At 70.5% G+C, this 15,977-nt stretch carries 14 protein-coding genes; 4 read left to right on the forward strand and 10 right to left on the reverse strand.

Features of this window, described 5'->3' with window-relative positions; translation table 11 throughout:
* Positions 1-234 precede the first annotated feature (234 nt).
* Both ACWA15_RS10625 and ACWA15_RS10630 read left to right on the forward strand, forming a co-directional pair.
* Positions 235-1,785, forward strand: a complete 1,551-nt coding sequence (locus ACWA15_RS10625) for a DUF349 domain-containing protein (protein WP_464055119.1) — start codon at positions 235-237, stop codon at positions 1,783-1,785.
* 159 nt (positions 1,786-1,944) lie between these two features.
* Positions 1,945-2,652, forward strand: coding sequence for a hypothetical protein (locus ACWA15_RS10630; protein ID WP_464055120.1), 708 nt, complete (start codon positions 1,945-1,947; stop codon positions 2,650-2,652).
* On the opposite strand, the gene ACWA15_RS10635 is transcribed toward ACWA15_RS10630, so the two are convergent.
* The 10 genes from ACWA15_RS10635 to pdxT all read right to left on the reverse strand — a co-directional run bounded on the left by ACWA15_RS10635 (position 2,613) and on the right by pdxT (position 12,905).
* Positions 2,613-4,994 (reverse strand): RelA/SpoT family protein, encoded by a 2,382-nt coding sequence (locus ACWA15_RS10635; protein ID WP_464055121.1) that lies wholly within the window; start codon positions 4,992-4,994, stop codon positions 2,613-2,615. The genes ACWA15_RS10630 and ACWA15_RS10635 overlap by 40 nt on opposite strands.
* 45 nt (positions 4,995-5,039) lie before the next feature.
* Complete coding sequence (locus tag ACWA15_RS10640) at positions 5,040-5,603, reverse strand: adenine phosphoribosyltransferase (protein WP_464055123.1); 564 nt, start codon at positions 5,601-5,603, stop codon at positions 5,040-5,042.
* Entirely contained in the window at positions 5,600-6,697 is a 1,098-nt protein-coding gene (secF, locus tag ACWA15_RS10645; RefSeq protein WP_464055124.1) for a protein translocase subunit SecF, read from the reverse strand. Before secF ends, ACWA15_RS10640 begins: the two co-directional genes overlap by 4 nt.
* Positions 6,697-8,559 carry a protein translocase subunit SecD gene (gene secD / locus ACWA15_RS10650; protein ID WP_464055126.1) on the reverse strand — a complete coding sequence of 621 codons (1,863 nt, stop codon included), beginning with the start codon at positions 8,557-8,559 and terminating at the stop codon, positions 6,697-6,699. The genes secF and secD overlap by 1 nt, the downstream gene beginning before the upstream one ends.
* A 96-nt stretch (positions 8,560-8,655) precedes the next feature.
* Positions 8,656-9,084: a preprotein translocase subunit YajC gene (yajC, locus tag ACWA15_RS10655; protein ID WP_464055127.1), complete on the reverse strand. Its 429-nt coding sequence runs from the start codon at positions 9,082-9,084 to the stop codon at positions 8,656-8,658.
* Positions 9,085-9,188: 104 nt separating this feature from the next.
* A complete protein-coding gene (ruvB, locus tag ACWA15_RS10660) occupies positions 9,189-10,226 on the reverse strand; it encodes a Holliday junction branch migration DNA helicase RuvB (RefSeq protein WP_464059485.1) in 1,038 nt (345 codons plus the stop codon).
* Between the two features lie 37 nt (positions 10,227-10,263).
* The gene (gene ruvA, locus ACWA15_RS10665; protein ID WP_464055128.1) at positions 10,264-10,890 is read right to left on the reverse strand and encodes a Holliday junction branch migration protein RuvA; all 627 of its coding nucleotides are present in this window, start codon (positions 10,888-10,890) and stop codon (positions 10,264-10,266) included.
* A gap of 74 nt (positions 10,891-10,964) precedes the next feature.
* The gene (gene ruvC, locus ACWA15_RS10670) at positions 10,965-11,534 is read right to left on the reverse strand and encodes a crossover junction endodeoxyribonuclease RuvC (protein WP_464055130.1); all 570 of its coding nucleotides are present in this window, start codon (positions 11,532-11,534) and stop codon (positions 10,965-10,967) included.
* A gap of 6 nt (positions 11,535-11,540) precedes the next feature.
* Positions 11,541-12,299, reverse strand: coding sequence for a YebC/PmpR family DNA-binding transcriptional regulator (locus ACWA15_RS10675; protein WP_464055131.1), 759 nt, complete (start codon positions 12,297-12,299; stop codon positions 11,541-11,543).
* Positions 12,300-12,302: 3 nt separating this feature from the next.
* The gene (pdxT, locus tag ACWA15_RS10680) at positions 12,303-12,905 is read right to left on the reverse strand and encodes a pyridoxal 5'-phosphate synthase glutaminase subunit PdxT (RefSeq protein WP_464055132.1); all 603 of its coding nucleotides are present in this window, start codon (positions 12,903-12,905) and stop codon (positions 12,303-12,305) included.
* 79 nt (positions 12,906-12,984) lie between these two features.
* On the opposite strand from pdxT, the gene ACWA15_RS10685 reads away from it, so the two are divergent.
* Both ACWA15_RS10685 and ACWA15_RS10690 read left to right on the forward strand, forming a co-directional pair.
* Positions 12,985-14,022, forward strand: coding sequence for a hypothetical protein (locus ACWA15_RS10685; RefSeq protein ID WP_464055134.1), 1,038 nt, complete (start codon positions 12,985-12,987; stop codon positions 14,020-14,022).
* Between the two features lie 471 nt (positions 14,023-14,493).
* Positions 14,494-15,942 (forward strand): HNH endonuclease signature motif containing protein, encoded by a 1,449-nt coding sequence (locus ACWA15_RS10690; protein WP_464055135.1) that lies wholly within the window; start codon positions 14,494-14,496, stop codon positions 15,940-15,942.
* The last annotated feature ends 35 nt before the right edge of the window (positions 15,943-15,977 follow it).

The raw sequence follows: 15,977 nt of genomic DNA on the forward strand, positions 1-15,977 counted from the left end.
TCCGACGGGGTCCTGTTGCCTCCTCCCCGATCTCGGGGCGCCGCGCCGGGCGGACACGTCAGCGGGCGGGCCAAGACTTCCCTAGACTGTGGTGGAGTTCGTTCGATGCAGGGCCGTTCGCGCCTGCGTCACCCGCGAGCCGCAGATCACCGGCTTGGGTATCCCCAAGCAGTCGCTGACGACCTGATCGCGCCCCGGCGCCGGCATCGTCATCATCCAAGGAGTTGAGCCCGAGTGAGCGAGAGCACCGACCACGCTACCGACGCAGCACAGGACGCTGTCGTGGCAGCGGACGCTCACGAGGCGGCTCCCGCCTCGACGCAGCCCGACGCGCCGGTCCCGGCGCCCGACGCCGCACCCGCCGCCGAGGCGCCTGCCGCGGCACCGGCCGCCGAGGAGCCCGCCGCTCCGGCCCCCCGCCCGACGCCGCGACCCACCCCGCGCCCGACGCCGCGCCCCGCGCCCAAGCAGGCCACGCCTGCCGCGGACGAGCCCGCCGTCGCCGTGATCCCCGACGAGAACGTCCAGACCCAGGCCGCGCTGGCCTTCGGTCGGGTCGACGAGGACGGCACGGTGTACGTCACCGAGGCCGCCGGTGAGCGCACCGTGGGCCAGTTCCCCGGTGTCACGCCCACCGAGGCGATCAGCCTCTACGTCCGCCGCTTCCTCGACCTGCAGTCCAAGGTCGCCCTCTTCGAGGCGCGCCTGGGTACCGCCGAGCTGACCGCCAAGGAGATCGACGCGACCCTGGCCAAGCTCACCGACGAGGTCGCCGAGCCGGCAGCCGTGGGCGATCTGGACGGCCTGCGGGCCCGGGTCGAGGCGCTGCGGGCCATCGCCGCGGGTCGCCGCGCCGAGCTCGAGGCCGAGCGCGCCGCTGCCAAGGAGATCGCCCTGGCCGCCCGCACCGCGATCGTGGAGGCCGCCGAGAAGCTGGCCGAGACGGACCCGGCGAAGATCCAGTGGAAGCCGGCCGGGGAAGAGCTGCGCATCCTGCTGGACGCGTGGAAGGAAGCCCAGCGTTCCGGCCCGCGCCTGGACCGACCGAGCGAAGAGGCGCTGTGGAAGCGGTTCAGCCACGCCCGCACCACCTTCGACCGGGAACGACGTCACTTCTTCGCCGAGCTCGAGAAGCAGAACACCGGCGCCAAGGCCACCAAGGCCGCTCTCGTGGCCGAGGCCGAGCGCCTCTCCTCGAGCACCGAGTGGGGAGCCACCGCGGGCGTCTACCGCGACCTCATGACCCAGTGGAAGGGCGCCGGCCGCGCCAACCGCAAGGACGACGACGCGCTGTGGGCCCGCTTCCGCGGCGCCCAGGACGCGTTCTTCGCCGCCCGTGACGCCGCCAACGCCGAGACCGACGCGGAGTACGCCGACAACCTCGTCGTCAAGGAGGCCATCCTCGCCGAGGCCGAGGCGCTCCTGCCGGTCACCGACCTCGCCCAGGCCAAGGTGACCCTGCGCAACCTGCAGGACCGCTGGGAGTCCGCCGGCAAGGTGCCGCGCGCCGACGTCCAGCGCATGGAGGCCCGCATGCGGGCGGTGGAGACCGCCGTCCGCGACTCCGAGCAGGCCAAGTGGACCCGGACCAACCCCGAGACCCGCGCCCGCGCAGAAGGCATGCTCGGCCAGCTCGAGGCGACGATCACCGGCCTCGAGGCCGACCTCGCCAAGGCTGAGGCTGCGGGCAACAAGCGCAAGATCAAGGACATCGAAGCCGACCTCGCTGCCCGTCGCGCCTGGCTCGAGCAGGTCGTCAAGGCTGCCGAGGAGTCGCGCGGCTGATACCTGGTGAAGGGCGGGTGCACGTCTGCGGACGGGCACCCGCCCTTTCGTGTCGCCGTCCGGTCGTTGCCCGTCCGGTCGTTGCCCGTCCGGTCGTTGCCCGTCCACAGGTCTCCCGCGCCCCTAGCCAGCCAGCCCGGGAGCGGGCACGGTGGAGCCATGGCCCCCGGACCCGCTCTCCGTCCCGCTACCCACCACGCTGTCCGACCCACCCTCTGCGAGCTGCTCGCCCTGCCGCCGACCGTGCGGGCGCCCTTCACCCCGCAGACCCTGCCCGCCTCGACCACGACGTGGGCGGCGCTGCTGCGCGACGGTGACATCGTCGAGGTCAGGCCGGGATTCGCGGTCCTGCCCGGTACCCCGGTCACCGCCCGGCTGCGCGCCTGGTCGATCGCGGCGGAGGTGCCGAGCGGGGTGATCGTGGGCCGCACGAGCGCCGCCTGGGTGCACACCGGCCATGGTCCGCCCCGGCGGGTGTGCGTGCTCTACTCCCCCGGCGGCTACCGCCCGCGGGACGGGCGCCGGCTGGAGATCTGCCAGGCCGCGGTCCGGGCCTGGGAGACCGACCACTTCCCGGCCCAGCCGGTCACCGGGGACGGCGCGCACCCGGGCACGATCCCGGTCACCACCCTGGTCCGCACCGCCATGGACGTGGCGACGTGGTCCGGCCCGGAACAGGCAGCCACCGTCCTGGCCCAGCTCGTGGGCGCGGGCCTGGACGTCGACGAGGCCCTGCACCGGCTCGACCTCGTCGCGAGCTGGCGCGGCGCCGAGACGGCTCGGACCCGGCTGCTGGCCGCGCGCCGGGCCGCCGGCACAGCCGCCGGTCAGGCCTTGGCGTCCACCTTCGAGCCGGTGATCCGGTAGACGTCGAAGACACCCTCGATCTTGCGCACCGCGGAGAGCACGGTGGCCAGGTGACCCGGCTCGGCCATCTCGAAGACGAACCGGGACAGCGCCACCCGGTCGGTCGAGGTCGACACGGTCGCCGAGAGGATGTTCACGTGGTGGTCGGAGAGCACCCGTGTGACGTCCGAGAGCAGCCGTGACCGGTCGAGCGCCTCCACCTGGATCTGCACGAGGAACAGGGCGTTGCCGCCGACCGTCCACTCGACCTCGACGATGCGCTCGGGCTGGGACCGCAGCGCCTCGAAGTTGGCGCAGTCCGAGCGGTGCACGCTCACACCCTGGCCACGGGTGATGAACCCGACGATCTGGTCGCCGGGGACCGGCGTGCAGCACTTGGCCAGCTTGACCCAGATGTCGGACACACCCTTGACCACGACGCCCGGGTCCCCCGTGCGCGGCCTGCGCGCGGCGTGCCCGGGGCGCGCCGACTCGGCGAGGTCCTCGGCGTTGCCCTCCTCCCCGCCCATCGACTGCACGAGGCGGTGGATGACGTTGGCTGCGGAGACCTGCCCCTCCCCGATCGCGGCGTACAGCGCCGACACGTCGGGGAAGCGCATCTCGTGCGCGGTGGTGACCATCGACTCGTGGGACAAGATCCGCTGGATCGGCAGGTTCTGCTTGCGCATCGCCTTCGCGATCGCGTCCTTGCCCTGCTCGATCGCCTCTTCGCGACGTTCCTTGGAGAACCACTGCCGGATCTTGTTCTTGGCCCGGGGGCTCTTGACGAAGTTGAGCCAGTCCCGGCTGGGCCCGGCGGTCTCCGACTTCGAGGTGAGGACGTCGACGACGTCACCGTTCTCGAGGGCGGAGTCCAGGGGCACCAGGCGCCCGTTGACCCGGGCGCCCATGGTCCGGTGCCCCACCTCGGTGTGCACCGTGTAGGCGAAGTCGACCGGGGTGGATCCCGCCGGCAGCGCCACGACGTCGCCCTTGGGGGTGAACACGTACACCTCGGCGCCGCTGATCTCGAAGCGCAGGGAGTCGAGGAACTCCGAGGGGTCGGCCGTCTCGCGCTGCCAGTCCACGAGCTGGCGCAGCCACTGCATGTCGGAGCCGCCCTCCTCACCGGGCTTCTTGTCCACCTCCTTGTACTTCCAGTGCGCCGCGACGCCGTACTCGGCCCGGCGGTGCATCTCGTGGGTGCGGATCTGGATCTCCACGGGCTTGCCGCCGGGGCCGATCACCGTCGTGTGCAGCGACTGGTACATGTTGAACTTCGGCATCGCGATGTAGTCCTTGAACCGGCCCGGGACCGGGTTCCATCGCGCGTGCAGGGCGCCGAGCGCCGCGTAGCAGTCCCGCACCGAGTCGACGAGGACACGGGTGCCGACCAGGTCGTAGATGTCGGCGAAGTCGTGGCCGCGGACGATCATCTTCTGGTAGATCGAGTAGTAGTGCTTGGGCCGCCCGGTCACGGTCGCCTTGATCTTCGCCGTGCGCAGGTCCGCCGAGACCTGCTCGCGGACGAGGGCGAGGTACTCCTCGCGGGCCGGCGCGCGCTCGGAGACCAGGTGCACGATCTCGTCGTAGACCTTGGGGTAGAGCGCTTGGAAGGACAGGTCCTCCAGCTCCCACTTGATCGTGTTCATCCCGAGCCGGTGGGCCAGCGGGGCGTAGATCTCCAGGGTCTCGCGGGCCTTGCGCTGGGCCGAGCTCGACGGCACGAACTTCCAGGTCCGGGCGTTGTGCAGGCGGTCGGCCAGCTTGATGACCAGCACCCGGATGTCGCGGGCCATGGCCACGACCATCTTGCGCACCGTCTCGGCCTGGGCCGCGTCGCCGTAGGTCACCTTGTCGAGCTTGGTGACGCCGTCGACGAGCATGGCGATCTCGTCGCCGTACTCGGTGCGCAGCTGGGAGAGGGAGTAGTCGGTGTCCTCGACCGTGTCGTGCAGCAGCGCCGCGGCCAGGGTCTGGGGGGTCATGCCCAGCTCGGCCAGGATCGTCGCGACGGCGACGGGGTGGGTGATGTACGGGTCGCCGCTCTTGCGCATCTGCCCGCGGTGCGCCTTCTCGGCCGTCACGTACGCGCGCTCGATGATCGCGACGTCGGCCTTGGGGTGGTTGGACCGCACCGCGCGCAGCAGCGGCTCGAGGGCGGGCGTGCCGACCGCGTGCCGGGAGCCGAACCGGACCAGCCGCGACCGGACCCGGCTCGCCGAGCTGATGCCCAGCGGCGGGGTGGGCGGGCCGGCCGTCTGCGCGTCGTCGGCCGCCTGGGTGTCCGGCGCCGCGGTGGAGGTGGTCTCGCTCGACGACGCCGATGTCGACGCCGCCGACGTCCGGGTGTCGTCACTCATGCGCGCCTCCTCACCTCGGGAGCGCTCTGCTCCGACGAAGCGATTCTACGACGCCGTCGCGAGCACGGTGGACACCGTGCGGCCGGACAGGCGTTCGCGCCCACCCAGCCCCTCGAGCTCGAGCACGAACCCGAGCCCGACGACGTCGGCGCCGAGCTGCTCGAGCAGCTCGGCGCCCGCCGCAGCGGTCCCGCCGGTGGCGAGCACGTCGTCGATGAGCATGACCCGGGCGCCGGCCTCGACCGTGCCCTCGCGGATCTCGACGCACGCCTCGCCGTACTCCAGGGAGTACGTCAGGCGGCGGGTCGGCGGCGGGAGCTTGCCAGCCTTGCGGATGGGGACGAACCCCTTACCGAGGCGGGAGGCGAGGGCGGCGCCGACGATGAAGCCGCGTGCCTCCATGCCGGAGATGAGGTCCGCGTCGGTCGGCACGAAGGCGACGAGCGCCTCGACCGCCGCGGCGAAGGCCAGCGGGTCGACGAGCAGGCCCGTGATGTCCTTGAAGAGGATGCCCGGGCTCGGGTAGTCCGGCACGTCCCGGATGAACGAGGCCAGGTCGATGCCCAGCTCTGAGAGCTGCTCCTGGGCCAGGCCGAACGCGACGCTCATCGTGATCCCTTGCGCTTGCGCGGCTGGGCCGCGTTCCCCTGGTGCGCACCGGGCTGCAGGGCACCGGTGAAGGCGAGCGAGGTCACCGGTGCGGTGCCCTCACCCTCCCCCGAGACCGCTGCGGCCCGCGCGGCGAGCACCTTGGCGGTGTGCGCCTGGATCACCGGTTCGCGGTAGCGCAGGCTGACCTCGACCGGCGTGGCGAGGAAGATCGAGGAGTAGGTCCCCACGGCCATCCCGACGAACAGCGCCAGGGCGATGTCCCGCAGGGTGCCCGCACCGAGCAGGAACGCTCCGATGAAGAGGATCGAGGCGACCGGGAGCAGGGCCACGACCGAGGTGTTGATGGAGCGCACGAGCGTCTGGTTGACGGCGAGGTTCGCCTGCTCGGCGTAGGTGCTCCGGGTCTGGGCGAGCACGCCGTCGGTGTTCTCACGGACCTTGTCGAAGACCACCACGGTGTCGTAGATGGAGTATCCGAGGATCGTCAGGAAGCCGATCACCGTCGCCGGGGTGACCTCCCAGCCGATCAGGGCGTAGACGCCGGCGGTGATGATGAGGTCGTGGAAGAGCGCGATGAGCGCTGCGGCGGCCATCCGCCAGGCCCGGAAGTACAAGGTCATGACGAGGCCGACGAGGACGAGGAAGACGACGATCCCGGTGATCGCCTTCTGCGACACGTCCTTGCCCCAGGACGGGCCCACGAAGGAGCTCGTGACCTGGTCCTCACCGACGCTGAAGGACTCCATGAGGGCGCCGCGGACGGCGGCGACCTCCTCGGTGGTGAGCTCGGCGGTCTGGATGCGGACGGCGTTGCTGCCCACGGTGGAGACCCGGGGCACCTCCTCGGGCGCGACGGAGGCCACGGCCTCCTCGGCCAGCTGCTGGCTCTGGGTGGTCACGCCGGAGACGGTGAACTCCGAGCCGCCGCGGAACTCGATGCCGAGGTTGAAGCCCGGCTTGAACAGCATCACCAGGAAGATCACCGCGAGCACGATCGAGACGGTGTAGAACTTCCGTCGCTGGCCGACGATGTCGTACGACTTACGACCTGTGTGCAGGTCGTTGCCCCACTGGGCGAATCCGGCAGCCATCAGAGCTTTCCGTCCTTGTTCTCGTCAGAGGCCGTATCGAGCCCGGAGTCGGTGCCGTCGGCCTGCGACTCCTTCTCGGCCAGCGCACGTGCGGCGCGTCGTTCGGCGATGGTCATGCCGGTCGTCGACGCTCCGACGAGCTCCTTGGCGCCCTTGCGCGGCTTGGTCACCGCGGGTGTCTCGGCGGGAGCCTTCGACTCCGCGTCGACACGGACCACGCGTCCGCGTCCGCCGTAGCGCACGCTCGTGGCACCCAGGCGGTGCGGGTCGAGACCCGAGGCCGGGTGTCCGTCGCCGAAGAACTTCGTCCTGGCGAGGAGCTTCATGAGCGGGTGGGTGAAGAAGAACACGACGATGACGTCGATGATCGTGGTGAGACCGAGGGTGAAGGCGAAGCCGCGCACCCCGCCGACGGCGAGGAAGTAGAGCACCGCGGCGGCGAGGAGGTTCACGGCGTCCGAGGCCAGGATGGTGCGCCGGGCGCGGTCCCAGCCGGTGTCCACGGCCGAGGTGAGGGACCTGCCGTCGCGCAGCTCGTCCCGGATGCGCTCGAAGTACACGATGAACGAGTCCGCGGTGATGCCGATCGCGACGATCAGGCCGGTGACACCCGGCAGCGAGAGCCGGTATCCCTGTGTCCAGGACAGCAGGGTGATGACGCCGTAGGCGATGAGGCCGGCGATGAGCAGCGAGGCCACCGTGACCAGGCCGAGGGCGCGGTACTGGATGAGGGAGTACAGGACCACGAGGAGCATGCCGATGAGTCCGGCCAGCAACCCCTTCTGGAGCTGCTCGCTGCCCAGGGTGGCGGAGATCTGCGACTCGCTCTGCACCTCGAAGGTCAGCGGCAGGGCACCGAAGTTCAGCTGGTTGGCCAGGCTCGTGGCGCTCTCACGGGTGAAGTTCCCGGTGATCTCGGCCCGCCCGTCGGCGATGACCTCGTCGACACCGGGGGCGGAGATCACGAGGTTGTCGAGCACCATCGCAAACATGCCGGGGGCCTGCGTGGGAGGCTCGGTGGCCATCCACATCTCGTAGGTGGGCAGCTTGGACAACCGAGCGGTCGTCGCGGCGAACTTGTCGGTGCCTGCGCCGGTGAACTTGATGCTCACAGCCCAGGTGTTGAGCTGCACGCCCTGGGAGTTGACCTGCAGGCCGGAGCTCGCGCTGTCGATGTCGGAGCCGGGGATCTCCATCGGGCCGAGGATGTACTTCATCGAACCGTCGTCGGCGCAGGCCACGATCGGCGTCGAGGAGTCCTTCGTGCCGCCGCCGGTGAGGTTGGCGGGGTCCAGGCAGTTGAGCGCGGCGAACTCGGCCTGCAGCTCGGGGGTGACCTGGGCGAAGTCCGACGGGTTCGTCGCCTCCGGCGGCACGGCCGCGGGGTCGGTCGGCTCGATCGTGGGTTCAGCGAGCGGACCGACGGTCGACGGCTCGGTCCCGGTGATCGCGTCGGTGCCCGTTCCGGACCCGAAGAAGAGCACCGGTCGGAACTGCATCTGGGCGGACTCGCGCACGAGGTCCAGGGTCGCCTGGCTCGGGGTGCCCGGCAGGGCCACGACGATGTTCGTCCCGCCCTGGCTCGTGATCTCCGCCTCGGCGACGCCGGAAGAGTCGACTCGTTGCCGGATGATCGCGATCGCCTGGTCGATGGCCTCGGAGGTCACTTCCTCGTTCGTCGAGGTGACCGGCCGCAGGATGATCTGCGTGCCACCCTCGAGGTCGAGCGCGAGCTTGGGAGTCCACTCGGCGTCGGACAGCTGCGTCCCGGCGAAGATGGATCCGAAGATGGCGACGATGATGAGCCCGAGGCCGATGAGCGACCGGGTCGATCGCGACTTCTTGCGGTTGGTGGTAGCCAACAGAGTGTCTCTTCTCGTGCGCGCGCCCAGGTCGCTCTCGCGACCCGGGTGCGGGACTGTGACCCGCCGGAACAGGGGGCCGTGACGCCAGGGAACCTACTTCTGGGAGTCGTCTGGCTTGGGCTTCTCGAGGTTCGGCTTGTCGATCAGCCCCGAGATGTCGTCCGGGATGTTGAAGGCCCGCTTGTTCTCCGCGTCGATCTGCGCGGCAGCTGCGGTCGAGCTGGTCATGACGCCCTCGGCGTCAGATTCGGCGTCGCCGGAGTCGTCCGTGACAGGTGCCTCGACGATCTTCGCGATCGCTGCCCGCAGCCACCGGGAGGTGTTCCCCGGGGTGGACTCGAGCGTGATGGCGTCGTCGTCAACCGCGACGACCGTGCCGAAGTAGCCAGAACCGGTCATGACCTCTTGGCCGATCTGGAGGTTGTCCCGGAAGGACATGGCCTCCTTCTGCTTCTTCCGCGAGCTGCGCGACATGAGGTACATCGCGCCGGCTGCCAGCACAACGATGATGACAATATCCATGACGTGGAATCACGTCTCCTGTTCTGCATAGGGAACTACCGGAGTCTAGGCGCACTTGCGCCTAAGTAACTAACGTCTCAGACCCAGGATTCGTGCCCGAGCGATCAGGAGAAGAGCGTCGCGGCGTCGGCGGGCGGGGTGAGTCCCAGGTGGCGCCACGCGGCCGGGGTGGCCACCCGCCCGCGCGGGGTCCGGCCCACGAGGCCCTCACGGACGAGGTAGGGCTCGGCGACGGTCTCGACGGTCTCCGGTTCCTCCCCCACGGTTACCGCGAGGGTCGTCAGTCCGACCGGACCGCCGGCGAAGCGGACGCAGAGCGCCGTGAGGACGGCGCGGTCCAACCGGTCCAGACCGAGGTCGTCGACCTCGTAGACGAGCAGCGCGGCACGGGCCGCGCGCAGATCGAGCCGGCCGTCGCCGCGGACCTGGGCCCAGTCGCGCACCCGGCGCAGGAGACGGTTCGCGATGCGCGGCGTCCCCCGTGACCGCGAGGCGATCTCGCTCGCGGCGTCGGCGGCCAGCTCTGCCCCGAGCAGCCCGGCCGAGCGGGTGAGCACCCGTTCGAGCTCTGCCGGGGAATAGAAGTCGAGGTGCCCGGTGAAGCCGAAGCGGTCGCGCAGCGGCGCGGGCAGCAACCCGGCACGGGTGGTGGCACCCACGACGGTGAACCGCGGCAGGCTCAGCGGGATCGCGCTCGCCCCGGCTCCCTTGCCCACGATCACGTCGACGCGGAAATCCTCCATGGCGACGTAGAGCAGCTCCTCGGCCGGGCGGGCCAGGCGGTGGATCTCGTCGATGAAGAGGACCTCACCCTCCTCCAGGGACGACAGCACGGCTGCCAGGTCCCCGGCGTGCTGGATCGCCGGCCCGGAGGTGACCCGCAGCGAGGCACCGAGCTCGGCCGCGATGATCATCGCCAGGGTGGTCTTGCCCAGACCCGGCGGGCCGGAGAGCAGCACGTGGTCGGGCGGGGCACCGCGCCCCAGCGCGGCGTCGAGCACGAGGGAGAGCTGGTCGCGGACCACCCGCTGCCCGACGAACTCGTCGAGGCGGCGCGGGCGCAGCGCGGCCTCGGCCGCGCGTTCGAGCTCGTCGGCTCCGGTCGAGCGCGCCGGGGTGAGCTCGATGCCGAAGGCGTCCAGCTCGTCCGGGTCGTCGAGCCTGTCGACGCCGAGCTCGTCAGCCACGAGGGCCGCCGAGCGACCTCAACGTCGCGCGCAGGACGACCGGCACCTGGGCCACCTCGACGACGTCGAGGCCGGAGTCGGCGACGACGGTCGCGACGGCATCCTCGGCCACCTTGGCCGACCAGCCGAGCCCGACGAGGGCCTCGACCACCTGCCAGCTGAGGTCCGTCTCGGCCACCACCTGGGCGGGGGTTCCACCCGCCACGACCTGCACGCTCGGCTTGCCGAGCTTGTCCCCCAGCTCGAGGATCATCCGCTGGGCACCCTTGAGCCCGATGCCGGGCACCCTGGTCAGTGCCTTGACGTCGCCGCCGACGAGGGCGCGGCGCACGCCGTCGGGCGTGTGCACGGCGAGGATGGCCAAGGCCATCCGCGGGCCGACGCCGCTCACGGACTGCACACCCTCGAAGATCAGCCGCTCGTCGTCGTCGGTGAAGCCGTAGAGAGTCAGGGAGTCCTCGCGGACCACGAGCGAGGTTGCGAGCGTCGCCGGGGACCCCACGCGCAGGGCGGCCAGGGTGGCCGGGGTGGCATGCACGAGGTAGCCGATCCCGGCGACCTCGAGCACGGCGTTGTCCAGCCGCAGGGCCTGCACGGTTCCGCTGAGGGACGCGATCACTGACAACTCACTCTCTGTGACGTGCTCGGACCAACTCTTGCGAACACCTGTACGAGTTCTACCGTAGCAAGGGTTCAGCGCACGCCCTTGGCGCGACGCGCCGCCTGCTCCGCGGCCGCCCACGCACGCTGCGCCGGGGTCTGGGCGAAGCGCTCGGCCTTGTCCATGATCGCCGAGGGGCGCCACAGGTGGCAGATCGCGATGGCGAGCGCGTCCGCGGCGTCGGCCGGGCGGGGCACCTCGGCCAGGCCGAGGATGCTCGCGACCATGCGCTGCACCTGCTCCTTCGGTGCCCGCCCGCTCCCGGTCACCGCGGCCTTGACCTCGCTCGGGGTGTGCATCGCGACGGGCACCCCGCGCCGGGCGGCGGCGAGCATCGCCAGCCCGGCCACCTGCGCGGTGCCCATCACCGTGGAGACGTTGTGCTGGGCGAAGACCCGCTCGACCGCGACGACGTCGGGGACGTGCGCGTCCATCCACGTGTCGAGCTCCACGGCGATCTGCAGCAGCCGCTGGTCCACGGAGAGCGCCGGGGGTGACATGGCCACCCCGACCGCGACGAGCTCGGCGCGCCGACCCGGCAGGGAGTCGACGACGCCGATGCCGCAGCGGGTCAGCCCGGGGTCAACGCCAAGAACTCGCACCGAGCGCTATTCGTCGTTCTCGAGCTCGGCCATGACCTCGTCGGAGGCGTCGAAGTTCGTGAAGATGTTCTGCACGTCGTCGGAGTCCTCGAGCGCGTCGATGAGGCGGAGGATCTTGCGCGCGCCGTCGGCGTCCACCTCGACCTGCATGGCCGGGTGGAAGACGACGTCGGCCGAGTCGTACTCGATGCCGGCCTCCTGGAGCGAGGTGCGGACCGCGACGAGGTCGGTGGCCTCGCAGAGCACCTCGAAGACCTCACCGACGTCGCTGACCTCTTCGCCGCCCGCGTCGAGCACGGCCTCCAGGACGGAGTCCTCATCGGTCCCCTCCTTGGGGACGAGGACGACGCCCTTGCGGGAGAACAGGTACGCGACGGATCCGGGGTCAGCCATCTGGCCGCCGTTGCGGCTGAAGGCGATGCGCACCTCGGCCGCCGCACGGTTGCGGTTGTCGGTCAGACACTCCACGAGCATCGCCACACCGCCGGGGGCATAGCCCTCGTACAAGATGGTCTGGTAGTCGGCGCCGCCGGCCTCCTGGCCGGACCCGCGCTTGACCGCGCGGTCGATGTTGTCGTTGGGGACCGAGGTCTTCTTGGCCTTCTGGATGGCGTCGAAGAGCGTCGGGTTACCGATGACGTCGCCGCCGCCGGTACGCGCCGCGACCTCGATGTTCTTGACGAGCTTGGCAAAGAGCTTTCCACGCCGGGCGTCGACTACAGCCTTCTTGTGCTTCGTGGTGGCCCATTTGGAGTGACCTGACATCGCTTAGAACTCCCTACGGACGATCGATACGAACAGTTCATGGATGCGGCCGTCCCCCGAGATCTCCGGATGGAACGACGTCGCCAACAATGCATCTTGTCGGACTCCGACAATCCTACCGGCGGCGGGACCGGAAGAGATCGTCGCGATCACGTGAGCCGCGGGGCCCACGGACTCGACCCACGGTGCGCGGATGAAGGCCGCGTGCACGGGCGGGCCGGGGACCCCCTCCACGACGACGTCGGTCTCGAAGGAGTCCACCTGCCGCCCGAAGGCGTTGCGACGCACGGTGAGGTCCATCCCACCGAGAGTCTGCTGGCCGGCCGCGCCGTCCAGCACCCGGTCCGCGAGCAGGATCATCCCGGCACAGGACCCGTAGACGGGCAGCCCGCCCGCGATCGCCGCGCGCAGCGGGTCGAAGAGGTCGAAGATGCGGAGCAACTTGTCGATCGTCGTGGACTCCCCGCCAGGCAGCACCAGCCCGTCGACCTGGGCGAGCTCGCTGACCCGACGCACCGTCACGGCGCTCGCGCCCGCTGCCTCGAGGGCGACGACGTGCTCGCGGACATCACCTTGCAGGGCAAGGACCCCGATCTGTGGCTTCACGGGGAGCAACTGTACGCGCGGACCGCCCCACCGTCGGGCGGCGTTGCCGCGATCATCCCAGGGTGGGAGAATTGGGCAGATGAGCCAAGAATTCCCAGCACCGAAGAGCCCCGACCAGCCCGAGCCCTCGGGCACCCCCGGGCAGTCCGGGGTCCCCGGGCCGTCCGGGGCGCCGTGGCCTGCGGGGACACCGGTGCCGGGCCAGCATCCTGGTGGCCAGTTCCCCGGGTCGGGTCAGTACCCGGGGGCAGGTCAGTACCCCGGGGCAGGTCAGTACCCCGCGCAAGGTCAGTACCCCGGCGGGCAGTATCCCGGTCCTGGCCAGTTCGGTCCGGGCTATGGCGGTCCGGGCTATGGCGGTCCGGGCTATGGCGGTCCGGGCCAGTACGCGCGACCCGGCTTCCCGTCACCTCCGGTCGCCACCTCCACGACCGGGCCCAAGATCATGACCTACATCGGGATCGGCCTCATGGTGGTGTCGATCATCGCGATCATCGTCGGGATCGCCAACGTCACGAACGCAGTCTCGCGGGTGACCGGGGACCCCACCGCCTCGCCCTACGCGATCGCCTACACGACGCTCCCCGGCGAGCTGGAGTTCCGCGGGAGCTCCGGGGAGGACTACGCCATCCTCACCAACAGCACGTCCGGCGAGGAGATCGACACCGACGACATCGAGGTCACCGACCCGGACGGCGACCAGGTCGACCTCTCCTTGAGCGGCTTCTCCTTCGACGAGGACACCAACGGGTCCCGGTCGTCGTCCCGTGCCGTGACGTTCACCGCCCCCTCGGACGGCATCTACACCGTGACCGTGACAGGGGCCTCCGCGGACGTGCCCGGCAGCATCGCGGCCATCAACGCTTCCGAGCTCGCCACGATCTTCGGCAAGACGGCCCTCGGGGTCTTCCTCATCGTCGCGGCGGTCATGTGCGGGGTGCTCGGCCTGGGGCTGGCCATCGGCGGGGCGGTCTGGTGGAACGTGCGCCGCAACAACCGCGCACGGGTCGGTACGGGGCCGTGGCCGGGGGGACCTGGGTCGGTGGGGCCTGGATCGACGACCCAGGGGCCCTCGGGACCTGGCGCGCCGCCGGCCTACGGGCAGATGTCGCAGTAGCTCACCGGCCCCTCTTGCCGAGCCTGCCTGCCCCTCGCTGAGCCGGCCAACGGTTGCGTGTCGGCTGCCCAGCGAGCACTCACGAAATCCCTCGTAGACCTTGCTGGATGGACGTCTGTTCGATAGACTTATCGTCAGTTAACCGGACAGTTCGAGCGTCGGCGGAGGGGTGACATGGGATCGAGGGCACCGTTCTCCCGCGGCCCCGCCTCCGATTGCCCGTCGCCGGAACGTGTCGAGTTCGCTCCCTGCGTGTGGGGTGATGTGGCGTCCTGGCCGGTGAGCACGATGGTCGAGGATGCGTTCGAGGACCTGATCCGCGCGAACTGGCCCGCCGCGGCTCACGAGGCGAACTCGGCGGAGCCTGGGTCGGACTCGGAGGAGCGTTCGCCAAGCGGGAGGGTGTCTCGCGGGCGGGTGTTGCGCGGGGAGGTCTGCGGACAGGCAGTCTCCGCCGATGACGGTCTGCTCATGGGACCGGCGGACGTCCCGGCAGACGTCCCAGCGGACACCCCGGTGAATGTGTTGGCCCTGCTGGACCAGGTGGAGTCGTTGGTCGAGGTGATCACGTCGGTCGACCCCGCGTCGTTGCCGGGTGCGGTGGCGGCGGAGGTCTCCCAGCGGATCCACGTCGCGGTGGGGCGCCTTGAGGCTCAGCGGCTCGGGTGCATCGCCCGCACCGAGTCCGAGGGGTCGTGGCACCAGGAGACGATGCATTCCTTCACGACGTGGTTGGAGAAGGCGGAGAACCTCTCGAAAGGACTGGCCCAGCGCACCGTCGCGTCGGCGCGGGCGGTGAGTGAGCACCTGCCGGCCACGGGGGCAGCGGCGCGGGCAGGGTCGATCACCGGGGAGCACGTGGGCATCATGGTGCACGCGGCCAAGACCCCGACATTGCGGCAGTCGTTGGCCGACCCGGCGCCCGGTGCGGTCCCGGTGTGCACCGGTGAGGAAGCGTTGTTGGTGCATACCGCGGCGTGGTCGGTGACGGAGTTCAACCGGCTGGTCAAAGGGTTCACGGTCTCCGCCGACCCGGTCGCGCAGGAGAAGGCGTTCCAGGACGCCGCCGAGCGGGAGTTCCTCCAGGTGTCTCCGACCTTGGGTGGGATGCAGATCAGCGGGTTCGTCACCACCGAGCACGGCCAGCTCATCGGGGCGGCGCTGCGCGCGGTGGCCGGGGTCCCCTCCGCCACCGACACGCTCGTCCCGGCGGACCTGCGCAAGGTCGACGCCCTGGTCGAGCTGTGTCAGGCGTTCCTGGACGCCGGGACCGCCGGCAAGGGCGCGAACGTGCGCCCGCACCTGTCGGTGCACGTGTCCTGGGAGGAGTTCACCCGGGTCTTCGAAGCCACCCACACCGACGCAGATGACGACGCAGACGCTGACAGCACCGACGGTGAGTCAGATGGCACCGGCGCGGCTGGTGAACTGGTCGGCGGAGCGAGCAGCACTGCCTCAGACGGCACCGGTTCCCGGTCCTGGTCCCCGAGAACCTTCGAGGCTCGCCTCAAGGCCGGGTACGCGACCTGGGAGGACGGCACCGGCCCCATCCCCGACGCGGTCCTCAGACGCATCGCGTGCGACGGGGAGATGACCCGGATCATCTTCGGACCCGACTCCCAGATCCTCAACATCTCCCGCACCAAACGCACCTTCACCAAAGAGCATCGCCGCGCCATCATCGCCCGCGACACCACCTGCGTCTGGCCAGGCTGCGACGCGCCACCGCGCATCTGCGAGATTCACCACGCCCTACGCCACTGGGCCGACAACGGTCAGACGACCCCGTCCAACGGGGCCCTGCTCTGCCGACACCACCACCACCGCGTCGACGGAGAGAACATTGCCATGACCCGCGCCTTCGGCACCTGGCACATCGACGTCCCCGGCACCTACCCAGCAGGCGACCACGCAGCCTGACCCACGCCGCCAGCCCGGGATCGCCGCCTCACCCG

It is taken from the genome of Sanguibacter sp. TS_SC_8, from assembly GCF_055361235.1.